The 18581-nt window shown below is 61.5% G+C and carries 15 protein-coding genes; 3 read left to right on the top strand and 12 right to left on the bottom strand.

All coding sequences use genetic code 11. The features are described from left to right. The first annotated feature begins 137 nt into the window (after positions 1–137). Complete coding sequence (locus tag V7Z56_RS07045) at positions 138–2234, top strand: molybdopterin-dependent oxidoreductase (RefSeq protein ID WP_334129051.1); 2097 nt, start codon at positions 138–140, stop codon at positions 2232–2234. Here V7Z56_RS07045 and V7Z56_RS07040 read toward each other — a convergent pair. From V7Z56_RS07040 to V7Z56_RS07020, 5 genes are read right to left on the bottom strand one after another with little or no spacing between them, the layout of a single operon-like run. Then, entirely contained in the window at positions 2211–2645 is a 435-nt protein-coding gene (locus V7Z56_RS07040; RefSeq protein WP_334128667.1) for a DUF1489 family protein, read from the bottom strand. The genes V7Z56_RS07045 and V7Z56_RS07040 overlap by 24 nt on opposite strands. A gap of 44 nt (positions 2646–2689) precedes the next feature. Continuing rightward, positions 2690–3595, bottom strand: coding sequence for a hydroxymethylglutaryl-CoA lyase (locus tag V7Z56_RS07035; RefSeq protein ID WP_443023772.1), 906 nt, complete (start codon positions 3593–3595; stop codon positions 2690–2692). Then, positions 3592–5613, bottom strand: a complete 2022-nt coding sequence (locus tag V7Z56_RS07030; protein ID WP_334128665.1) for an acetyl/propionyl/methylcrotonyl-CoA carboxylase subunit alpha — start codon at positions 5611–5613, stop codon at positions 3592–3594. Before V7Z56_RS07030 ends, V7Z56_RS07035 begins: the two co-directional genes overlap by 4 nt. Before the next feature lie 22 nt (positions 5614–5635). Further along, positions 5636–6430 (bottom strand): enoyl-CoA hydratase/isomerase family protein, encoded by a 795-nt coding sequence (locus V7Z56_RS07025; protein WP_334128664.1) that lies wholly within the window; start codon positions 6428–6430, stop codon positions 5636–5638. 9 nt (positions 6431–6439) lie between these two features. Continuing rightward, positions 6440–8047, bottom strand: coding sequence for a carboxyl transferase domain-containing protein (locus V7Z56_RS07020; protein WP_334128663.1), 1608 nt, complete (start codon positions 8045–8047; stop codon positions 6440–6442). A 104-nt stretch (positions 8048–8151) separates the two neighbouring features. On the opposite strand from V7Z56_RS07020, the gene V7Z56_RS07015 reads away from it, so the two are divergent. After that, the gene (locus V7Z56_RS07015) at positions 8152–8934 is read left to right on the top strand and encodes an SDR family NAD(P)-dependent oxidoreductase (protein ID WP_334128662.1); all 783 of its coding nucleotides are present in this window, start codon (positions 8152–8154) and stop codon (positions 8932–8934) included. A 68-nt stretch (positions 8935–9002) separates the two neighbouring features. Here the strand turns inward: V7Z56_RS07015 and V7Z56_RS07010 are convergent, their stop codons facing one another. The 5 genes from V7Z56_RS07010 to V7Z56_RS06990 form a co-directional block, all read right to left on the bottom strand. Next, the gene (locus tag V7Z56_RS07010) at positions 9003–9608 is read right to left on the bottom strand and encodes a 2-hydroxychromene-2-carboxylate isomerase (RefSeq protein ID WP_334128661.1); all 606 of its coding nucleotides are present in this window, start codon (positions 9606–9608) and stop codon (positions 9003–9005) included. Between the two features lie 8 nt (positions 9609–9616). After that, the gene (locus V7Z56_RS07005; RefSeq protein ID WP_334128660.1) at positions 9617–10753 is read right to left on the bottom strand and encodes an acyl-CoA dehydrogenase family protein; all 1137 of its coding nucleotides are present in this window, start codon (positions 10751–10753) and stop codon (positions 9617–9619) included. Positions 10754–10786: 33 nt separating this feature from the next. Next, on the bottom strand, positions 10787–11974 hold the full coding sequence (locus tag V7Z56_RS07000) for an acetyl-CoA C-acyltransferase (protein WP_334128659.1): 1188 nt from the start codon (positions 11972–11974) through the stop codon (positions 10787–10789). A 37-nt stretch (positions 11975–12011) separates the two neighbouring features. Next, complete coding sequence (locus V7Z56_RS06995; RefSeq protein ID WP_334128658.1) at positions 12012–13184, bottom strand: isovaleryl-CoA dehydrogenase; 1173 nt, start codon at positions 13182–13184, stop codon at positions 12012–12014. A 115-nt stretch (positions 13185–13299) separates the two neighbouring features. Continuing rightward, a complete protein-coding gene (locus V7Z56_RS06990; RefSeq protein ID WP_334128657.1) occupies positions 13300–13755 on the bottom strand; it encodes a PaaI family thioesterase in 456 nt (151 codons plus the stop codon). 144 nt (positions 13756–13899) lie between these two features. On the opposite strand from V7Z56_RS06990, the gene V7Z56_RS06985 reads away from it, so the two are divergent. Continuing rightward, positions 13900–14799, top strand: coding sequence for a LysR family transcriptional regulator (locus tag V7Z56_RS06985; RefSeq protein ID WP_334128656.1), 900 nt, complete (start codon positions 13900–13902; stop codon positions 14797–14799). 1 nt (position 14800) lies between these two features. Here the strand turns inward: V7Z56_RS06985 and mgtE are convergent, their stop codons facing one another. Then, on the bottom strand, positions 14801–16204 hold the full coding sequence (mgtE, locus tag V7Z56_RS06980; RefSeq protein WP_334128655.1) for a magnesium transporter: 1404 nt from the start codon (positions 16202–16204) through the stop codon (positions 14801–14803). Then, positions 16201–18534: an NADP-dependent malic enzyme gene (locus V7Z56_RS06975; RefSeq protein ID WP_334128654.1), complete on the bottom strand. Its 2334-nt coding sequence runs from the start codon at positions 18532–18534 to the stop codon at positions 16201–16203. The genes mgtE and V7Z56_RS06975 overlap by 4 nt, the downstream gene beginning before the upstream one ends. Positions 18535–18581: the final 47 nt, after the last annotated feature.

The raw sequence follows: 18581 nt of genomic DNA, 5'->3' as shown, positions 1-18581 counted from the left end.
ATTTCTCCGCTTTCGACGGTCAAATTTACGCTTCGATATATCCCGCCCATCGGCGCAACGCCAGTCAATTTGGAAAAAACATCCCCTTTTGCGATGCAACATTGCATGCGGATTCGGATGTCTCTAATCTAGTGATCATGAAAAATTTGTCAGTAGCTGAAATTCGTCCCTCCGCCTGTCCGCATGACTGTCCCTCAACCTGCGCGCTGGAGGTGGAACGACTTGACGCGTTTCGTATCGGCCGCGTCCGGGGCGCCGCCGACAATTCCTATACTGCCGGCGTCGTCTGCGCCAAGGTCGCCCGCTATGCCGAACGCGTCCATCATCCCGACCGTCTGATGCATCCAATGCGGCGGACCGGCGAGAAGGGCGGCGGAAGCTGGCAGCAGATCAGCTGGGATGATGCGCTTGATGAGGTTGCCGAAGCCTTCCTCAAGCGCGAAGCCCGCTACGGCAGTGAAACCATCTGGCCCTATTATTACGCCGGAACGATGGGACTTGTGCAGCGCGACGGCATCAACCGCCTCCGCCATGCGAAGAAATATGCGGGGCAGTACTCCACCATCTGCACCACCCTCGCCTGGACCGGCTGGCTCGCGGGGGCGGGCACGCTCTATGGCCCCGATCCGCGTGAAATGGCGAAATCCGATCTCATCGTTATCTGGGGCACCAACGCGGTGCATACGCAGGTGAATGTGATGACCCACGCGACGCGCGCGCGAAAAGAACGCGGCGCGAAGATCGTCGTCATCGATCCCTATCGCAACCCGACGGCGGAAGCGGCGGATATCCATCTTTGCGTCAATCCGGGAACCGACGGCGCGCTCGCTTGCGCGGTTATGCATGTCCTTTTTGCCGAGGGCATGGCGGACCGCGACTATATGGCCGCATATACCTCGGGCTATGAAGAACTGGAAGCGCATCTCGCAAGCAAGACACCGGAATGGGCCGCCGCGATCACCGGCATCCCGGCCGCCGAGATCTATGACTTCGCCCGGCTTTATGGCCGGACAAAACGCAGCTACATCCGCCTCGGCTACGGCTTTTCCCGCAGCCAGAACGGCAGCATCAACATGCATGCGGCAAGCTGCCTCGCCTCCGTCACCGGCGCATGGCAGTATGAAGGCGGCGGCGCGATGCATAATAACGGCGGGATTTTCCATTGGGACAGGACGCTAATCGAGGGGCTGGATGTGCGGGACCGCTCGATCCGCCAGCTAGATATGTCGCGCATCGGGCCGGTGCTCACGGGCGATCCTGACGATCTTGGCAGTGGCCCGCCGATTACCGGCATGCTGATCCAGAATGTCAACCCGATGGATGTCGCCCCCGAGCTTGGCAAGGTGCACCGCGGATTTGCGCGCGAGGATCTTTTCGTCTGCGTGCATGAGCAGTTCATGACCGAAACGGCGAAGATGGCCGACATTCTTCTTCCCGCAACGATGTTTGTCGAGCATGACGATATCTATCAGGCGGGCGGGCAGAGCCATATCCTTCTCGGTCCGAAGATCATCGAGGCGCCGGGCGAATGCCGCTCCAACCACGCGGTGATCTCCGGCCTTGCGAAGCGTCTCGGCGCGGAACATCCGGGCTTTGAGATGACGGAGCTTGAGCTGATCGACGAGACGCTGATCCGCTCCGGCTGGCCGGATGTGGAGAGCCTTCGGGCGCAGAAATGGCATGACTGCATGATCGACTTCGATCACGCCCATTATCTGACCGGCTTCGGCCATGCGGACAAAAAATTCCACTTCAAACCCGACTGGTCAAGATATGGCGAGAACGCGGCCGGAGTCCCCACTCTCCCCGATCACTGGGAGGTAATTTTCGAGGCCGATGCCGAGCATCCCTATCGCATGGTGACGGCGCCGGCGCGGAATTTCCTGAACAGCACCTTCACCGCAACGCCGACGTCGCTGAAGCGCGAAAAGCGCCCGACGGTGAAAATCCATCCCGAGGATGCGGCACAAATCGGCACGAGCGAGGGCGAAGTCGTGCGCATGGGGAACCGGCTTGGCTCCCTTCTCATCCATGTCGAGATTTTCAGCGGAATGAACCCGGGGACGGTCATCGTCGAAGGGGTCTGGCCGGGAAAAATCTTCATCGAGAAGGTCGGCATCAACCTGCTGGTCAGCGCGCGGTCGCCAAAGCCTGCTGGCGGCGCGGCGTTTCACGATACCGCCGTCTGGATCCGCCCCGAGCCGGCCCCCTCAGATGAGGCCGAGCGCGCGTAAGTCGGCCGCCATATTTTCCGAAAGTTCGCCTTCGCTTTCGCTGTCCGCACGGCCTTCGGCGACGATATCGCGAAGATCGCGCGGCGCAAACTCGGGCTCAAGATAGCGCCAGCCCTGATGCGGGCCGCGAGGCACATGTTCCGTCTCGACAAGTTCGGAGGAGAGCATCAGGCCGCATTTCTCGCCTTCATGATCATAAAGCCGCTCAAGGCCAACGACCTGCTGACGGGCGGCGATATGGCCGTGGATGATCCAGTAGACGGAGCCGCCATCCAGCAGTTCCACCTCACGGGTCGGGCGCTTTTTGGTGACATGACAAAGGGGTCCGGCAATCAGACGCCGTGATTGAGCAGCACGTAACTGCTCGACCGACGCCGAGCCGACGCTAACAATTAAAAGATGTATGGGCATGGCGCCCAGCTTAACCGATTGGGTCCGGAATGTCCAGCCGCCCCTCAGCCGAGCTTGGTCTTCAGCGCCCGCGCGACGCGCGAGGCGGGCGGACGTCCGAGATGATCGGAAATAAACCACGCCGTTTTCACCAGCGACGTCAGGTCGATGCCGCTCTCGATACCCATGCCGTCGAGCATATAGACCACATCCTCGGTCGCGACGTTACCGGTGGCGCCCGGCGCGTAAGGGCAGCCGCCGAGCCCGGCGACGGAGCTGTCGAAGCGTGCGACCCCCGATTGCAGCGCGGCAAGATAATTGGCAAGCGCCTGACCGTAGGTATCGTGAAAGTGAACGCCAATCACGTCGAGCGGGATGACGCCCGCCACGGCCTCGATCACCTCGCGGGTGCGGCCGGGAGTACCGACGCCGATGGTATCGGCGAGCGAGACCTCGTAGCAGCCCATGTCATAGACTTTCTTTGCAACCTCGGCGACGGTTTCGGGCCGGATTTCATCGCCGAACGGGCTGCCAAGCGCGCAGGAGACGCTTGCCCGGACCGGAATGCCCGCCGCCTTTGCCGCCGCCATGACGGGCGCGAAGCGCTCGAGGCTTTCCGCGATCGTGCAGTTGATGTTGCGCTTGTTGAAAAGCTCGGAGGCGGCGGTAAAGATCTCGATCTCGTCCGCTTTCGCCGCAACCGCGCCTTCATAGCCCTGCATATTCGGCGTCAGCACCGAATAGATGACATCATTGCGCGCCGGCAGTTTCGCCATCACCTCGGCCGTGTCAGCCATCTGCGGCACCCATTTGGGCGAGACGAAGCTGCCCGTCTCGATCGCCGACACGCCTGCGTCCATCAGCCGCTCGATCAATTCCACCTTCACGTCAACGGGCACCATCTGCTGCTCGTTCTGCAGGCCGTCGCGCGCGCCGACCTCGAATATCCGCACCCGGGAGGGAAGCATTATGATGTCTCCTCATCTGCGAGGCGAACAAGGACGGCTCCTTCGTCCACCTGATCGCCAACCTCGAAAAAGACATCCTCAATAACGCCGTCGCGGAAGGCTGTCAAAGTGTGTTCCATCTTCATCGCCTCGATAACGACGAGCGGATCGCCGACAGCGACCTCCTCACCGGCTTTGACAAAGAGCTGGATCAGCTTGCCCGGCATCGGCGAGGTGATGACACCCGAGCCGCCTTCGGAGGAGAGGGCGTTGAAATCGGCAACATGCTCGACAATCTCGACCTGCCGCCCCGATGTCATGACAACCATCTTGACGCCCTGGCGCACAACGGCGCCGGAGAGGACATGCCCGTCAAGACGTGCGGCGATCCCACCATCCGGCGTCCAGTTACCTTCCGCAAGGCGGCTGCCGCCCGGCAGGTCGATCTGTATCCCCGCCCGGGTGTAGCGGGCGACCACGGTGACGTTTTCCCCGCCAATCTCGAAGCGGAAATCATCATGTCCCGTGTCATTGGGGCGCCAGGCCGTAAGATCATTCCACGGGGAATAGCGATCATTCGCGGCCGCGCTTCGCAAAGCAGTGACGCGCTGCCGGTCGAGGAGCAGATAGAGCGTCGCGAGCGCCAGCTCCTCGTCCGTCGGGAGCGGCGACGCCGGCACCAGATCGGCGCGAAACCGCTCGATAAAGCCGGTGTCGAGATCTTTCGCAGCAAAAGCGGGATGCCGCGCGATCTGCCGCAGGAAGCCGAGATTGGTCGCAACGCCCGCCACCTGATAGTCATCGAGCGCGCGGGACAGGGTCTGCAGCGCCGCCTCCCGCGTCTCGCCGTGGACGATCAGCTTGGCGATCATTGGATCGTAATAGGGCGTCACGCTGTCGCCCTGGCGAACGCCCGTGTCGATGCGGACCGACGCTCCTGCGCGCGGTGCGCGGAGGCGAAGCAGCGGGCCCGTTGCGGGCAGGAAATCATTCGCCGGATCTTCCGCATAAAGACGGACTTCAAAGGCGTGACCGTTGATTGCAAGTTCCTCCTGCCGGCGCGGCAACGCCTCGCCGCTCGCAACACGCAGCTGCCATTCGACGAGATCCTGCCCCGTGATCATCTCGGTCACCGGATGCTCCACCTGAAGGCGGGTGTTCATCTCCATGAAATAGAAGGCATCTTCTTTAAGCCCGTTCGAGACGTCGGCGATAAATTCGATGGTGCCCGCGCCGACATAGCCGATCGCCTTTGCCGCGGCGACCGCCGCCGCCCCCATGGCGGCCCGCATTGTTTCGGGCATATCGGGCGCCGGCGCTTCCTCGATCACCTTCTGATGGCGTCGCTGCAGCGAGCAGTCGCGCTCGAAAAGATGCACGGCATTGCCGTGGCTGTCGGCAAAGACCTGGATTTCGATATGGCGGGGCTTGGTGAGATATTTCTCGATCAGGACGCGTCCGTCGCCAAAGGCCGACTGCCCCTCGCGCTGCGCCGAGAGAAGCGCGGCCGGAAAATCCGCCGCCGTCATCACGCTTCGCATGCCCTTGCCGCCGCCGCCGGCAACGGCCTTGATCAGCACGGGATAGCCGATCCGCTCCGCTTCTCTCGCGAGCAGGTCGGCGTCCTGACTTTCTCCATGGTAGCCCGGAACGACGGGCACGCCCGCCTTCGTCATCAGCGCTTTCGCCGCGTCTTTCAGCCCCATGGCGCGAATGGCGCTCGCCGGGGGGCCGATAAAGACAATGCCCGCCTTCTCGCATTTGTCGGCGAAATCGGCATTTTCCGAGAGGAAGCCGTAGCCCGGATGAATTGCCTCCGCGCCCGTCTGTTTCGCCGCCTCGAGGATGACGTCGGCCTTGAGGTAGCTCTCCCCCACTTCCGCCGCGCCGATCAGGACGGCCTCATCGGCCATCTCGACATGACGGGCATTGCGGTCTGCTTCGGAATAGACGGCAACAGTCCGCACGCCAAGCCGCGTAGCGGTTTCGATCACCCGACAGGCGATCTCCCCACGATTTGCAATCAGTATTTTTTTAAACACCGGTTAAATATCCCCTCAAAGGTCAAATGATATGCCACTCGGGCTTGCGCTTCTCAAGGAACGCCTGGACGCCTTCCTTGCCTTCGTCTGTTGCCCGGCGGGCGGCAATGCGCTCCGCGGTTTCCCGCACGATGTGATTGTCGATCGGCCGCCCGGCAACGGTATAGACAAGGTCCTTGGAATCGGCCATGGCGCCCGGCGCGTTTCTCATGATCTGGTCAATCAGCCGGTCCCGTGCCTCGGCCAGCAGATGCACATCTTCGACAACCTCATGCAGCAGGCCGAGACGATATGCCTCTTCGGCATCGAAAATCTCGGCCGTCTGGAAGTAGCGGCGGCAGGCGCGCGGCCCCATTGCCTCCACCACATAGGGCGAGATCACAGCCGGAAGCAGGCCGAGCTTAACCTCGGAGAGGCAGAATTTTGCCGCTCTCACGCCGATGGCGATATCACAGGCGGCGATCAGCCCGAGGCCGCCGCCGTAAGCCGGTCCCTGCACCAGCGCGATGGTCGGCTTCGGCATGGTGTAGAGATTGCGCAGCATCTCGGCGAAGACGTGGCTGTCCTCGCGGTTGTCCTCCTCGGTGAAATGCGCGGCACGTTTCATCCAGTTGAGATCGGCCCCGGCGGAGAAGCTTTTGCCTGCGGCCGCGATGACCACGGCGCGCACCCCTTCCTGATGGCCAACATCAACGATCATCTCACCGAGGAGTTCAATCAGCTCGTCGTTGAACGCGTTATGGACCTCGGGCCGGTTCAGGGTGATGGTCGCGATGCCATCGGTCGAAAAATTCAGTAAGGCTAACTCGTCGCTCATCTCTCTCTCCTACATTCTGAACAGGCCGAATTTCGTCGGTTCGATCGGGGCGTTGAGGGATGCGGAAATTGCGAGGCCGAGAACCATCCGACTTTCCGCCGGGTCGATGATTCCGTCGTCCCAGACGCGGGCGCTCGCAAAATAGGGGTGACCTTCCTTTTCATACTGCGCCTCAATAGGGGCGCGGAAGGCGGCCTCCTCCTCGGCGCTCCACTGCTGCCCACGCGCCTCCATGCCGTCGCGCTTGACGGTGGCGAGCACGGCGGCCGCCTGCGCGCCGCCCATGACGGAGATACGCGCATTCGGCCACATCCAGAGGAGCCGCGGGCTATAGGCGCGCCCGGCCATGCCGTAGTTCCCGGCGCCGAAAGAACCGCCGAAAATGATGGTGAATTTCGGCACCTTCGCGGTCGCGACCGCGGTCACCAGCTTGGCGCCGTCTTTCGCGATGCCGCCCGCCTCGTATTTCTGGCCGACCATGAAACCGGTGATGTTCTGCAAAAAGACGAGCGGGATATTGCGCTGGCAGCACAGCTCGATGAAATGCGCGCCCTTCAGCGCGCTTTCCGAAAAGAGGATGCCGTTATTGGCGAGAATGCCGACCGGATAGCCATGGATATGGGCAAAGCCCGTCACCAGCGTCGTGCCGTAATTCTTCTTGAACTCATCGAACTCCGATCCATCGACGACGCGGGCGATGATCTCGCGCACATCGAAGGGGGTCCGCATATCTTTCGGAATAAGGCCGTACATCTCCGCCGGATCATAGAGCGGCGGCTTCGGCGCGCGTATGTCAAGCGGCATGGGTTTCACATGGTTGAAGCCGGCAACGCAGCGGCGGGCGATCTGCAGCGCGTGCTCGTCATTCTCCGCCATATGGTCGGTGACGCCGGAGATGCGCGAATGCACCTCCGCCCCGCCGAGATCCTCGGCCGAGACCACCTCGCCCGTCGCCGCCTTGACGAGCGGCGGGCCGGCGAGAAAGATGGTGCCCTGATTGCGGACGATAATGCTCTCATCGCACATCGCCGGAACATAGGCGCCGCCTGCCGTGCAGGAGCCCATGACAACGGCGATCTGCGGGATGCCGAGCGCGGACATATTCGCCTGATTATAGAAGCTGCGGCCGAAATGGTCGCGGTCGGGGAACACATCCTGCTGGTTCGGCAGATTGGCGCCGCCGGAATCGACAAGATAGATGCAAGGTAAGCGGTTTTCGAGCGCGACCTCCTGAGCGCGGAGATGTTTCTTCACCGTCAGCGGGTAGTAGGTGCCGCCCTTCACGGTCGCATCGTTGCAAATGACGATGCATTCCCGCCCCTCGATGCGGCCGATGCCGGTGATGATCCCGGCGGAGTGAATGTCGCCGCTATACATCTCCCACGCAGCCATCTGGCTGAATTCCAGAAACGGCGATCCCGGATCGAGAAGCCGGCGGACCCGCTCGCGCGGCAGCAGCTTGCCGCGGCTGAGATGCTTCTCGCGCGCGTGATCGCCGCCGCCCTGCTTGATAATCGCAACCTTCTCCTTAAGGTCCGCGACCAAGGCGCTCATATGCTGCGCGTTCGCCTTAAACTCTTCACTTCGGGTATTGAGATTGCTTTTCAGTACAGACATTCGGTTTTCTTTCCATTTCGGACAAAATCAATCGATAGCTTGGCGGATACCGTCGTTTGTGTTACGCAAATGCAGTGGAACAAGTCATAAAAAAGGAACAATAAATGGCCTATAAACCATTTGATCTGACGGGGAAGGTAGCGCTCATCACGGGCGGCAACGGCGGCATCGGCCTTGGCATGGCGGAGGCGATCGCGCAGTCGGGCGGCGACGTCTGCATCTGGGGCACCAACGCCGAGAAGAACAAGGCGGCGGTTGAAACGCTGAAAGCGCACGGGACGCGCGTCTCCTCCCTCACCTGCAACGTGGCGGACGAGAAAGAGGTCAAGGACTGCTTTGCCGAAACGCTGTCGCAGTTCGGCCGCGTCGATGGCTGCTTTGCGAATGCCGGCGTGACATCGGGCAAGAAATCCTTCCTTGATATCGACGACAAGGAATGGCAGCGCGTTCTCAGCATCAACCTCGACGGTGTTTTCTACACCCTTCAGGCGGCGACCCGGCATATGGTCGAGCGCGCCGAAAAGGGTGATCCAGGCGGCCGGCTTGTCGCCACCGCGAGCCTTGCCGCCATCTCCGGCGCGGCGCGGAACGAGCATTACGCGGCGACCAAGGGCGGCGTCATCTCGATGATCCGCGCCCTCGCCGTTGAGTTTGCCCGCCACGGCATCACCGCCAACGCGCTCCTGCCGGGCTGGATCGAAACGGCGATGACGGAAAACGCCTTCGGCTGGCAGAAGTTCGCCGATAACGTCATGCCGCGCATCCCGGCGCGCCGCTGGGGCAAGCCGGAAGATTTTGGCGGCATGGCCGTCTATCTGATGTCGGATGCCAGCGCCTATCACACCGGCGATACCATGCTGATCGACGGCGGATATTTCCTGTTCTGAGCCGCGCATTCTGTCCGGTCCCGCAGAGGCGGGGCCGGATACGTCCCTCTCCCGAAACCGCGACCGCATTACCAGCCTCCCCGCGTCAACCACTCATCGAGCTGCGCGACCCTGTCCGCGCCCCAGAAGCGCTCTCCCTCAACGATAAAGAAGGGCGCCCCAAAGACCTTCTTCTCAAAGACTGTATCCTCGACCGAGGCGGTGAAGACGCGCTTGATCTCCGGCTCCTCGATGGCCGCGGCAAAGGCCTCGCGGTCGACGCCGGAGGATGCCGCAATATCGGCAACAACTGCGGGATCGGCAATATCCCGCCCGTGGGCGAAGTAAGCCGCGAATACGGCTTTTGCGAAGGCGACGGCCCGCGCCGGATCCTGCCGGTCAATCCATAGAAAGCCGCGGGCGGCGGCAAGCGTCAGCTTGGGGAACGCCGCAGGCATGACGAAGGGGATATTGTGATAGCGCGCCGTCCGCTCGAAATCCATCCGCGAATAATCGCCCTTCATGGGATATTCGGTAAGCGGAAAGGTTTTCTCGCCCTTCATGGCAATGCCGAGCATGAAGGGACGCCACAGCAGCTCGCGGCCATGTTTTGCCGCCACCGACTCGATCAGATGGCTGCCGAGATAGGCGTAAGGCGATGAGAAATCGAAGTAAAAATCAATCGGACCTGCCATGACGCCCCCTACATCGCCGCCAGATTGCGGACGATCACCAGCTTCTGGATATCGGACGTGCCTTCATATATCTGGCAGACGCGGACATCGCGATAGATCTTTTCCACCGGATAATCAGCGATGTAGCCGTTGCCGCCGAGCGTCTGGATCGCCGCGGAGCAGACTTCCTCCGCCATTTCAGACGCGAACAGCTTCGCCATGCTGGCTTCGGTGAGACAGGGCAGGTTTGCATCCTTGAGGCTCGCCGCATGCAGCACCATCTGCCGCGCAACCTCGACTTTTGTCGCCATATCGGCGAGACGAAAGCCGACGGCCTGATGGTCGATGATCGGCTGGCCGAAAGATTGCCGCTCCTTTGCGTAAGTGATGGCGTGGGCAAGCGCCGCGCTCGCCATGCCGACACTCTGCGCGGCAATGCCGATGCGGCCAGTCTCGAGGTTGGCAAGCGCGATGCGATACCCCGCCCCCTCCTGCCCAAGCAGGTTGCCCGCCGGCACCTTTACCTCGTCAAAGGCGATCTGGCAGGTATCGGAGGCTTTCTGGCCGAGTTTCTTTTCGGTCGAGACAACGCGGTATCCGGGGGTATCCGTCGGCACGATAAAGCAGCTGATGCCTTTCTTTCCCGCCTCGGGATCGGTGACCGCAAAGACGAGCGCGACGCCGCCAATTTTGCCTGAGGTGATAAACTGCTTGGTGCCGGAAATAATAAAATGATCGCCGTCGCGGCGGGCGCGGGTCTTTAGCGCCGAGGCATCGGAGCCGGCCTGCGGCTCCGTCAGGCAGAAGGCGCCGATCTGTTCACCCTTCGCGACCGGCGTCAGGAATTTTTCTTTCTGCGCCTCCGTCCCCTCCTTCAGGAAGGCCGCGCAACAGGGCGAATTGTTGACGCTCATGACCGTGGAAACCGCGCCGTCGCCGGCCGCAATCTCCATTAGTGCGAGCGCGTAGGAGACATAGTCCGCGCCGGCGCCGCCGTAGCTTTCAGGCACCGTCATGCCCATCAGGCCGAGCGCGCCCATCTCGCGAAGCACCTCTTTCGGGATCGCCTCGGCATCTTCAAAGCTTGCCGAATGGGGGGCCAGACGATTCTGGGCGAAGTCGCGCGCCATATCCCGGATCATGGTCTGCTCTTCGGTTAAAATCATCTGCTCCCCCCTTTCGCAGTGTTGCCGTCAGCCTCAGTCGACGAGTTCGAGCGCCATTGCGGTCGCTTCGCCGCCGCCGATACAGAGCGAGGCGACGCCCCGCTTCTTGCCGTATTTCTGCAGCGCCGAGAGCAGCGTCACGACGATGCGGGCACCGGACGCACCAACCGGATGGCCGAGCGCGCAGGCGCCGCCATGGACGTTGACTTTCGCATGGTCGAGGCCGAGATCCTTCATCGCCGCCATGGTGACGACGGCAAACGCCTCGTTGATTTCGAAAAGATCGACGTCGTCATTCGTCCATTTCACCTTGTCCATCACCTTGCGGATCGCATCGATGGGGGCCATGGTGAACTCGGAGGGCTTGCGCGCATGCGTCGAATGCGCGAGGAACTTCGCGATCGGCTTGAGGCCGCGGCGCTTGGCTTCGCTTTCCTTCATCAGCACGAGCGCCGCGCCGCCATCGGAGATGGACGAGCTGTTGGCCGCCGTCACCGTGCCGTTTTTTGCAAAGGCGGGCTTCAGATTCGGGATTTTATCCGGCTGGCCTTTCAGAGCCTGCTCGTCCTTGTCAATCACCACCTCGCCCTTGCGGGTGTGGACGATAACCGGGGCGATCTCGGCCTTGAAGCTGCCATCCTCGGTCGCCTGCTTGGCGCGGCGCAGCGATTCGATCGCGTAGGCGTCCTGCGCCTCGCGCGTAAACTGGTAGAGGCCGGCGGTTTCCTCGGCGAAGCTGCCCATCAGGCGGCCTTCCTCATAGGCATCCTCAAGACCATCAATGAACATATGGTCCTTGACCGTCCCGTGACCGAGGCGGAGACCGCTCCGCACTTTCGGCAGCACGTAAGGCGCGTTGGTCATGCTCTCGAAGCCGCCCGCGACCATCACGCTCGCACTGTCGGCTTTCAGGGCGTCATAGGCATACATGGCGGCGCGCATGCCGGAGCCGCACATCTTGTTGACCGTGGTGCAGCCAACGCTGTCGGGGATACCGGCCCCGAAGGAGGCCTGCCGCGCCGGCGCCTGGCCAAGACCCGCCGGCAGCACACAGCCCATAATCACCTCGTCTATATCGGTGCCGGTAACGCCGGCACGCTCCATCGCCGCCTTGATGGCTACGGCGCCAAGTTCAGGTGCCTTGACATCGGAAAGGTCGCCCTGGAACCCGCCCATGGGGGTCCGCGCCATCCCGACGATTACAATCGGATCTTCACTCATTTTCTTATTCTCCTTGAAGTATCCCGGACAATCCGGTCTAACTGGTTTCGTTAAAAAGTTCGCGCCCGATCAGCATCCGCCGGACTTCGCTGGTGCCCGCGCCAATCTCATAGAGCTTGGCATCGCGCAGCAGCCGGCCGGTCGAATATTCATTAATATAACCGTTTCCGCCAAGAGCCTGTATCGCTTCCAGCGCCATCCATGTCGCTTTTTCCGCCGCATAAAGGATAACGCCCGCCGCATCCTTTCGCGTCGTCTCGCCGCGGTCGCACGCTCGCGCCACGGCATAGACATAGGCCTTGCAGGCATTCATGGTGGAATACATATCGGCAACCTTGCCCTGCATCAGCTGGAACGTGCCGATCGGCTGGCCGAATTGCTTGCGATCATGGATATAGGGGATGACGGCGTCCATGCAGGCCTGCATGATGCCGAGCGGCCCGGCCGAGAGCACGACACGCTCATAATCGAGGCCGCTCATCAGCACCCGCACGCCCTCGTTCAGCGGCCCGAGAATATTTTCCTCCGGCACCTCGCAATCCTCGAACACCAGCTCGCAGGTATTGGAGCCGCGCATCCCGAGCTTGTCGAGCTTCTGCGCCGTCGAGAAGCCGGGGAACCCTTTTTCGATCAGAAACGCGGTGATCCCGCGCGGCCCCGCATCGGGCTCCGTCTTGGCGTAGACCACCAGCACGTCGGCGTCGGGGCCGTTGGTGATCCAGAATTTGTTGCCGTTCAGGATATAGCGATCACCCTTTTTCTCGGCGCGAAGGCGCATGGAAACAACGTCCGAGCCCGCGCCCGGCTCACTCATCGCGAGCGCCCCGACATGTTCGCCGCTGACCAGCTTCGGGAGATACTTCCGCTTCTGCGCCTCGGTGCCGTTGCGGCGAATCTGGTTGACGCAGAGGTTGGAATGCGCGCCGTAAGAAAGGCCGACCGAGGCGGAGGCGCGGCTGATTTCCTCCATCACGACGCAATGCTCAAGATAGCCAAGGCCGGCGCCGCCATATTCCTCCTCGACCGTTATGCCAAGCAGGCCGAGCGCGCCCATCTTCTGCCACATATCCATGGGAAATTCGTTTTTCGCATCAATCTCCGCTGCGCGCGGCGCAAGTTCCGCTGCGGCAAAGTTCGCGACCGTCTCGCGCATCATGTCGGCGGTCTCGCCAAGGCCGAAATTCAAACCCGGAAAATAGGCGGCTGACATTCTTTCTCCCTCCCTCTCTGATCGTGCCTGCGGCATTGCTGCCTGGTGCGGCGATCTTCCTGTTTCTCAATATGGCGCGTTGCCGGGGGCATGTCGAGTGCGCAGCGCAGGGCGGTCATCCATGATCCGATTTTCCCATCAGACACATCATGGTGAACAGTCCGGTCAGGCAGTGGCGCGTCTCCCCCTGCCCCTCCGCGTAGACATCGGCGCGGCAGATGAACAGCGTCCGTCCGCTTTTCAGCACCTCGGCGCGGGCGCGCAGGAACTCGCCGTCGGCAGGGTTCAGAAAATTGACTTTATATTCCGTCGTCAGGATCGTGCTGTCCGGTGGATAGAGCGAATAGCAGGCGTAACCGGCGGCCGAATCCGAGAGGGCGGCAACCAGCCCGCCGTGAAAAAAACCATGCTGCTGCGTGAGGCCGGGACGCATCGGCAGCGTGACTTCACAGATCCCCGGCTCCAGATGCGAGATCGCCGCGCCAATCTCCGTCATGAAGGATTGCCGTCCGAAGCTGTCGCGGACGACGGCGTCAAAATCCGGATTGCGTGGCGTGAACTTCCCAGACATTTTCTCTCCCGCTCCCGTAGGGCCGTAGCGCAGTTCCAGACACTGCCGCCCAAGGCCTCCCGATTTCATCGGCGCCACTATATGAAAAGACAAGCAATAGATAAAATCGTTTATTTCGATTATAGCTATTGATAGTATCTATCGATGGATATTTATCAGCTGCGCTATTTTCTGGCGATTGTCGAGACGGGAAATTTCTCCCGTGCAGCGGAGCGCGCCTTCGTCAGCCAGCCGACGCTTTCGGCCGGAATCAAGAAGCTGGAGGCGGAACTTGGCGTCACGCTGTTCAACCGGGCGCCGCGGAAAACGAGCCTGACGGACGCCGGCCGCCGCCTTCTGCCACATGCACGCACCATCCTTCATGAATGCAACGCGGCGAAGTCGGAAGTCTCGCACAAGAGTCCGCGCCGCCGTCTGCAGCTTGGCGTACTGCGCACCGCGCCGAGCGCCCGCCTCTCGGCGCTCATCGGCGATTTCATGAAGGCGCAGGGCGATCTGCAGATATCGATCAAGGACGGAACCCCGGCGCAGCTTCTCCGCTGGCTCGATGAAGGGCGTGTCGATCTCGCGCTCAGCGTCCGGCCGGAGACGCAAAGCGGCCTCCATTTCACGCGGCTCTACAAGTGGAAATACATGCTGGCCGTTCCGGCGGGGCACCCCTTCGCCGGCCGCCGCGTCATTCCGCTGAAAGAGCTGGACCGGCTGAATTTCCTGCATCGGACCCATTGCGAGGCGGAGAGTGAACTGACCCGCAGCTTCGCGAGCGCCGGCGTCAACCCGCATATCGTCTTTCGCACCGATCAGGACGAGAAGGCCCTTGCGCTGGTTGCCGCGGGCCTCGGCCTTTGCATGATGCCCGATATCCTGACGGCGCCCGGCGTCGTGCTGCTGCCGGTCGATGGGATCAACATCAACCGCACCCTCGGCCTGCTGCGCCAGAAGGAGGAGGAAAGCGACCTCATTCGTTCCTTCCAGATGTTTGCGGGCAGCCATGGCTGGTATAGTGATCAGAGCAGCAGCAAAAGCCGCGCCTGGACCCGATAGATCAGAGCAGGATCAGCGTCGCAAGACCGAGGAAGAAGACAAAGCCGACGAGGTCCGTCACCGTGGTGACAAACACCCCGGACGCAATCGCCGGATCCACCTTCAGACGATCGAGGATCACGGGAATGATCATGCCCATGACGCCGGCGACGAGGATATTCACAACCAGCGCCGCAGCGACAATGCCGCCGATCACGGCACTCCCGAACCACCCCCAGGCCACCAGCCCGACGAGAACGGCGAAAATACACCCGTTGATCAGCGCAACCAGCGCTTCCTTGTTCAGAATGCGAAACATATTGGCCGTAGTCAGCTCCTTGGTGGCAAGGGCGCGCACCGCAACGGTCAGCGCCTGCGTCCCCGCATTGCCGCCGATACTTGCGGCGATCGGCATCAGCACGGCAAGCGCAATCACCGCCTCCATGGTCGCGTCAAAGAAGCTGATTGCAAAGGATGCGGCAAGCGCCGTCATCAGATTGACGAACAGCCAGGGAAAGCGCGCGCGAATGGTGCGAAAGACGCTGCCGAACAGATCGTCCTCCGAGACACCGCCAAGGCGCAGGATATCCTCCTCCGCCTCTTCGTTGATGACGTCGACAATATCATCAACGGTGATCACGCCGATCAGCGCCCCATCCGCATTCACCACCGCCGCCGATGCAAGTCGATACTGCTGGAACAGGAAGGCGACTTCCTCCTGATCCATATCGACCGGGATCAGCTTCTGCTCCGCATTCATGATATCACGCACCATGACATGCCGTTTGCTGCGCATGACGCGGTTGAGCGGAATGGTGCCGATGGGATGATGCCGCGGATCGACAACGAAAATCTCGTAAAACTCGTCGGGCAGATCGTCGGTGTCGCGCATGTAATCGATTGTCTGGCCGATATTCCAATATTCCGGCACCGCAATCAGGTGGCGCTGCATCAGGCGACCGGCGCTGTCCTCGCCGTAGGAGAGCCCCTCCTGCAGCACCGCGCGCTCGTCCGGCGGGATTTCCTTCAGAACCTCGCGCCGCTCGTCCTCTTCGATATTCTCAAGAAAATCAACGGCATCATCGAGTTCGAGCTCATTGACGAAGGCGGCGATTTCCGCCGGCGCCATCTCGTCAACGAGATGCTCGCGCACGTTCTCGTCAAGATCGGAGAAGACATCGGGATCGAACCGGTCCGCCATCATCTGCAGGAACGGCAATCGCAGCTTGGGCTTGAGCTGTTCGATTAGGTCAGCGACGTCGGCCGAGTACCAGTCCTCCAGCCGCTCATGCAGATAGGCCGAATCCTTGCGCTCAATCGCTTCCTGGATTTCCTGAACGATCTCGTCGTTCAGGCCATAGGTGGGTGCGGCGGTGTCTTCGGCGATCGTGCCGTCCCCCGTAAATTCGTCTTGCGCATCCGTCATGACCAGCCTTCTTCATTCAGTCGTTCGCGCCTCGCAAGTGGGCCAGGCATCATCTTGCCGGATTTGTGATCCTGCGCATCGACCGCGGCAATCGCGGTCATGTTGACAAGGCCGCGCACCGTAATGGACGCCGCCGTGATATGTACCGACTTCGACATGCCGATCAGGATCGGTCCAACCGCAATCCCGTTTCCGATGCTTTTAGCAATATTATAGCTGATATTGGCTGCATCAAGATTGGGCATGATCAAGAGGTTCGCCGCGCCCTCAAGCCGCGAGTTCGGAAAGATCGCCTCGCGGATTGCCGGAACGAGGGCCGTATCGGCCTTCATCTCGCCTTCGATTTCAAGCTCCGGCGCCAGTCGCTCGATAATCTTGAGCGCCTTGCGCGCGTTGCGCGCGGACGGCATGTCGGCCGAGCCGAAGTCGGAATAGGAGAGCAGCGCCGCCTTCGGCTGGATGCCGAACCGGCGCACTTCGTCAGCCGAAAGGATGGCAAGCTCGGCGAGCTCCTCCGGCGACTGTTCGCGGCTGATCTGGGTATCGGTGAAAAAGAGTGTCCGCTCGGGCATGATCAGCAGATGCAGCGCCGAGGCGTTGCGCACGCCCTCGCGCACCGGGATGATATCGGCGATGCGCCGGTAATGTTTTTCATATTTCCCGAAGGTGCCACAAATCATCCCATCGGCATGGCCAAGATGCACCATCATCGCGCCGATGATCGTCGTATTCGTGCGGATGCGCGCCTTCGCCGTCTCCACATCGACGCCGAAGCGTTCGCGGAGCTTGTGATAGGCCTGCCAGTATTCGCGGTAGCGCGGATCGTCTTCGGGGTCGGTGATTTCAAAATCCACATCCGGGCGGAGGCGAAGGCCGAGCTTTTTGATCCGGTATTCAATCACCTTGCGCCGGCCGATCAGGATCGGCATTGCGAGATTGTCGTCGACGACGGTCTGGACCGCCTGCAGGACGCGCTCCTCCTCCCCCTCGCAATAGGCGACGCGCATCCGCTCGAGTCGTGCCTGGTCAAAGAGCGGCTTCATGACAAAGCCGGTGCGGTAGACGAAGTGCGAGAGCCGCTGGTGATATTTCTCAAGATCATCGATCGGCCGCGTTGCAACGCCGCTCTCCATCGCCGCCTTGGCGACCGCGAAGGAAACCTCAAGATAAAGCCGCGGATCGAACGGCGTCGGGATCAGATATTCCGGCCCGAACCCCGCCTGCGCGCCGCCATAGGCCTTCGCGACGATATCCGACTGCTCCGCCATCGCGAGATTGGCAATCGCCATCACGGCGGCGATCTTCATTGCCTCATTGATCTCGGTTGCGCCAACATCGAGCGCGCCGCGGAACAGATAGGGAAAGCAGAGGACGTTATTGACCTGGTTGGGATAGTCGGAGCGCCCCGTCGCGATGATCGCATCAGGGCGGACGGCCTTCGCCTCCTCCGGCAGGATTTCCGGCGTCGGGTTGGCGAGCGCGAGGATGATCGGCTGCTCGGCCATCGTCTCCACCATCTCCGACTTGAGGGCGCCGGGCCCGGAGCAGCCGAGGAAGATATCCGCCCCCACCATGGCTTCGCCCAAGGTCCGCTTGTTGGTATCGACGGCGAATTCCGCCTTGTAGGGGTCCATCTCCACCGTCCGGCCCGTATAGACGACGCCGTGGATATCGCAGACCGTGATATGCTCGCGCGGCAGGCCCATGCTGACCAGCAGGTTGAGGCAGGCGAGCGCCGCCGCCCCGGCCCCGCAGGCCGTCAGCCGGACCTCCGTGATGTCCTTGCCGACGATGCGAAGCGCATTGTAAATGGCCGCGGCGACGCAGATGGCGGTGCCGTGCTGATCGTCATGGAAAACAGGGATATTCATCCGCTCACGGCAGAGCTTCTCGACGATGAAGCATTCAGGGGCCTTGATGTCTTCCAGATTGATGCCGCCGAAGGTCGGCTCCATCGCCGCGATGATATTCACCAGCTTTTCCGGGTCGCGCTCATCGAGCTCGATATCGAAGACATCAATGCCGGCGAACTTCTTGAAGAGGACCGCCGTCCCTTCCATCACCGGCTTGGCGGCGAGCGGCCCGATGGCGCCAAGGCCGAGCACGGCCGTGCCGTTCGTCACGACGCCGACGAGATTGCCGCGCGCGGTGTAATTGGCCGCCTCGACGGGGCTGTCGGCAATGGCAAGACAGGGATGGGCGACGCCCGGCGAATAGGCGAGCGCGAGATCCATTTGCGTGTCCATCGGTTTCGTCGGCTGGATCGTCAGCTTCCCCGGCCTTGGCAGCCGGTGATAATCCAGCGCTTTTCCAGAAATGTCCTTCGCCATCGTCGATCTTCCCCGCTCAGAAAAGAATAACCGCTTTTACCCGCTGC

Origin of the sequence: Sneathiella sp. (genome assembly GCF_036844445.1) — a bacterium.
Classification (GTDB): domain Bacteria; phylum Pseudomonadota; class Alphaproteobacteria; order Sneathiellales; family Sneathiellaceae; genus Sneathiella.
The sequence above is the reverse complement of the archived record's forward strand: the minus strand, read 5'-3'. Positions and strand labels throughout refer to the sequence as shown.

Coding starts and splice junctions, on each gene's coding strand:
- V7Z56_RS07045 (WP_334129051.1), top strand. CDS start 138: ATGAAAAATTTGTCAGTAGCTGAAATTCGTCCCTCCGCCTGTCCGCAT.
- V7Z56_RS07040 (WP_334128667.1), bottom strand. CDS start 2,645: ATGCCCATACATCTTTTAATTGTTAGCGTCGGCTCGGCGTCGGTCGAG.
- V7Z56_RS07025 (WP_334128664.1), bottom strand. CDS start 6,430: ATGAGCGACGAGTTAGCCTTACTGAATTTTTCGACCGATGGCATCGCG.
- V7Z56_RS07020 (WP_334128663.1), bottom strand. CDS start 8,047: ATGTCTGTACTGAAAAGCAATCTCAATACCCGAAGTGAAGAGTTTAAG.
- V7Z56_RS07015 (WP_334128662.1), top strand. CDS start 8,152: ATGGCCTATAAACCATTTGATCTGACGGGGAAGGTAGCGCTCATCACG.
- V7Z56_RS07010 (WP_334128661.1), bottom strand. CDS start 9,608: ATGGCAGGTCCGATTGATTTTTACTTCGATTTCTCATCGCCTTACGCC.
- V7Z56_RS07005 (WP_334128660.1), bottom strand. CDS start 10,753: ATGATTTTAACCGAAGAGCAGACCATGATCCGGGATATGGCGCGCGAC.
- V7Z56_RS07000 (WP_334128659.1), bottom strand. CDS start 11,974: ATGAGTGAAGATCCGATTGTAATCGTCGGGATGGCGCGGACCCCCATG.
- V7Z56_RS06995 (WP_334128658.1), bottom strand. CDS start 13,184: ATGTCAGCCGCCTATTTTCCGGGTTTGAATTTCGGCCTTGGCGAGACC.
- V7Z56_RS06990 (WP_334128657.1), bottom strand. CDS start 13,755: ATGTCTGGGAAGTTCACGCCACGCAATCCGGATTTTGACGCCGTCGTC.
- V7Z56_RS06985 (WP_334128656.1), top strand. CDS start 13,900: ATGGATATTTATCAGCTGCGCTATTTTCTGGCGATTGTCGAGACGGGA.
- mgtE (WP_334128655.1), bottom strand. CDS start 16,204: ATGACGGATGCGCAAGACGAATTTACGGGGGACGGCACGATCGCCGAA.
- V7Z56_RS06975 (WP_334128654.1), bottom strand. CDS start 18,534: ATGGCGAAGGACATTTCTGGAAAAGCGCTGGATTATCACCGGCTGCCA.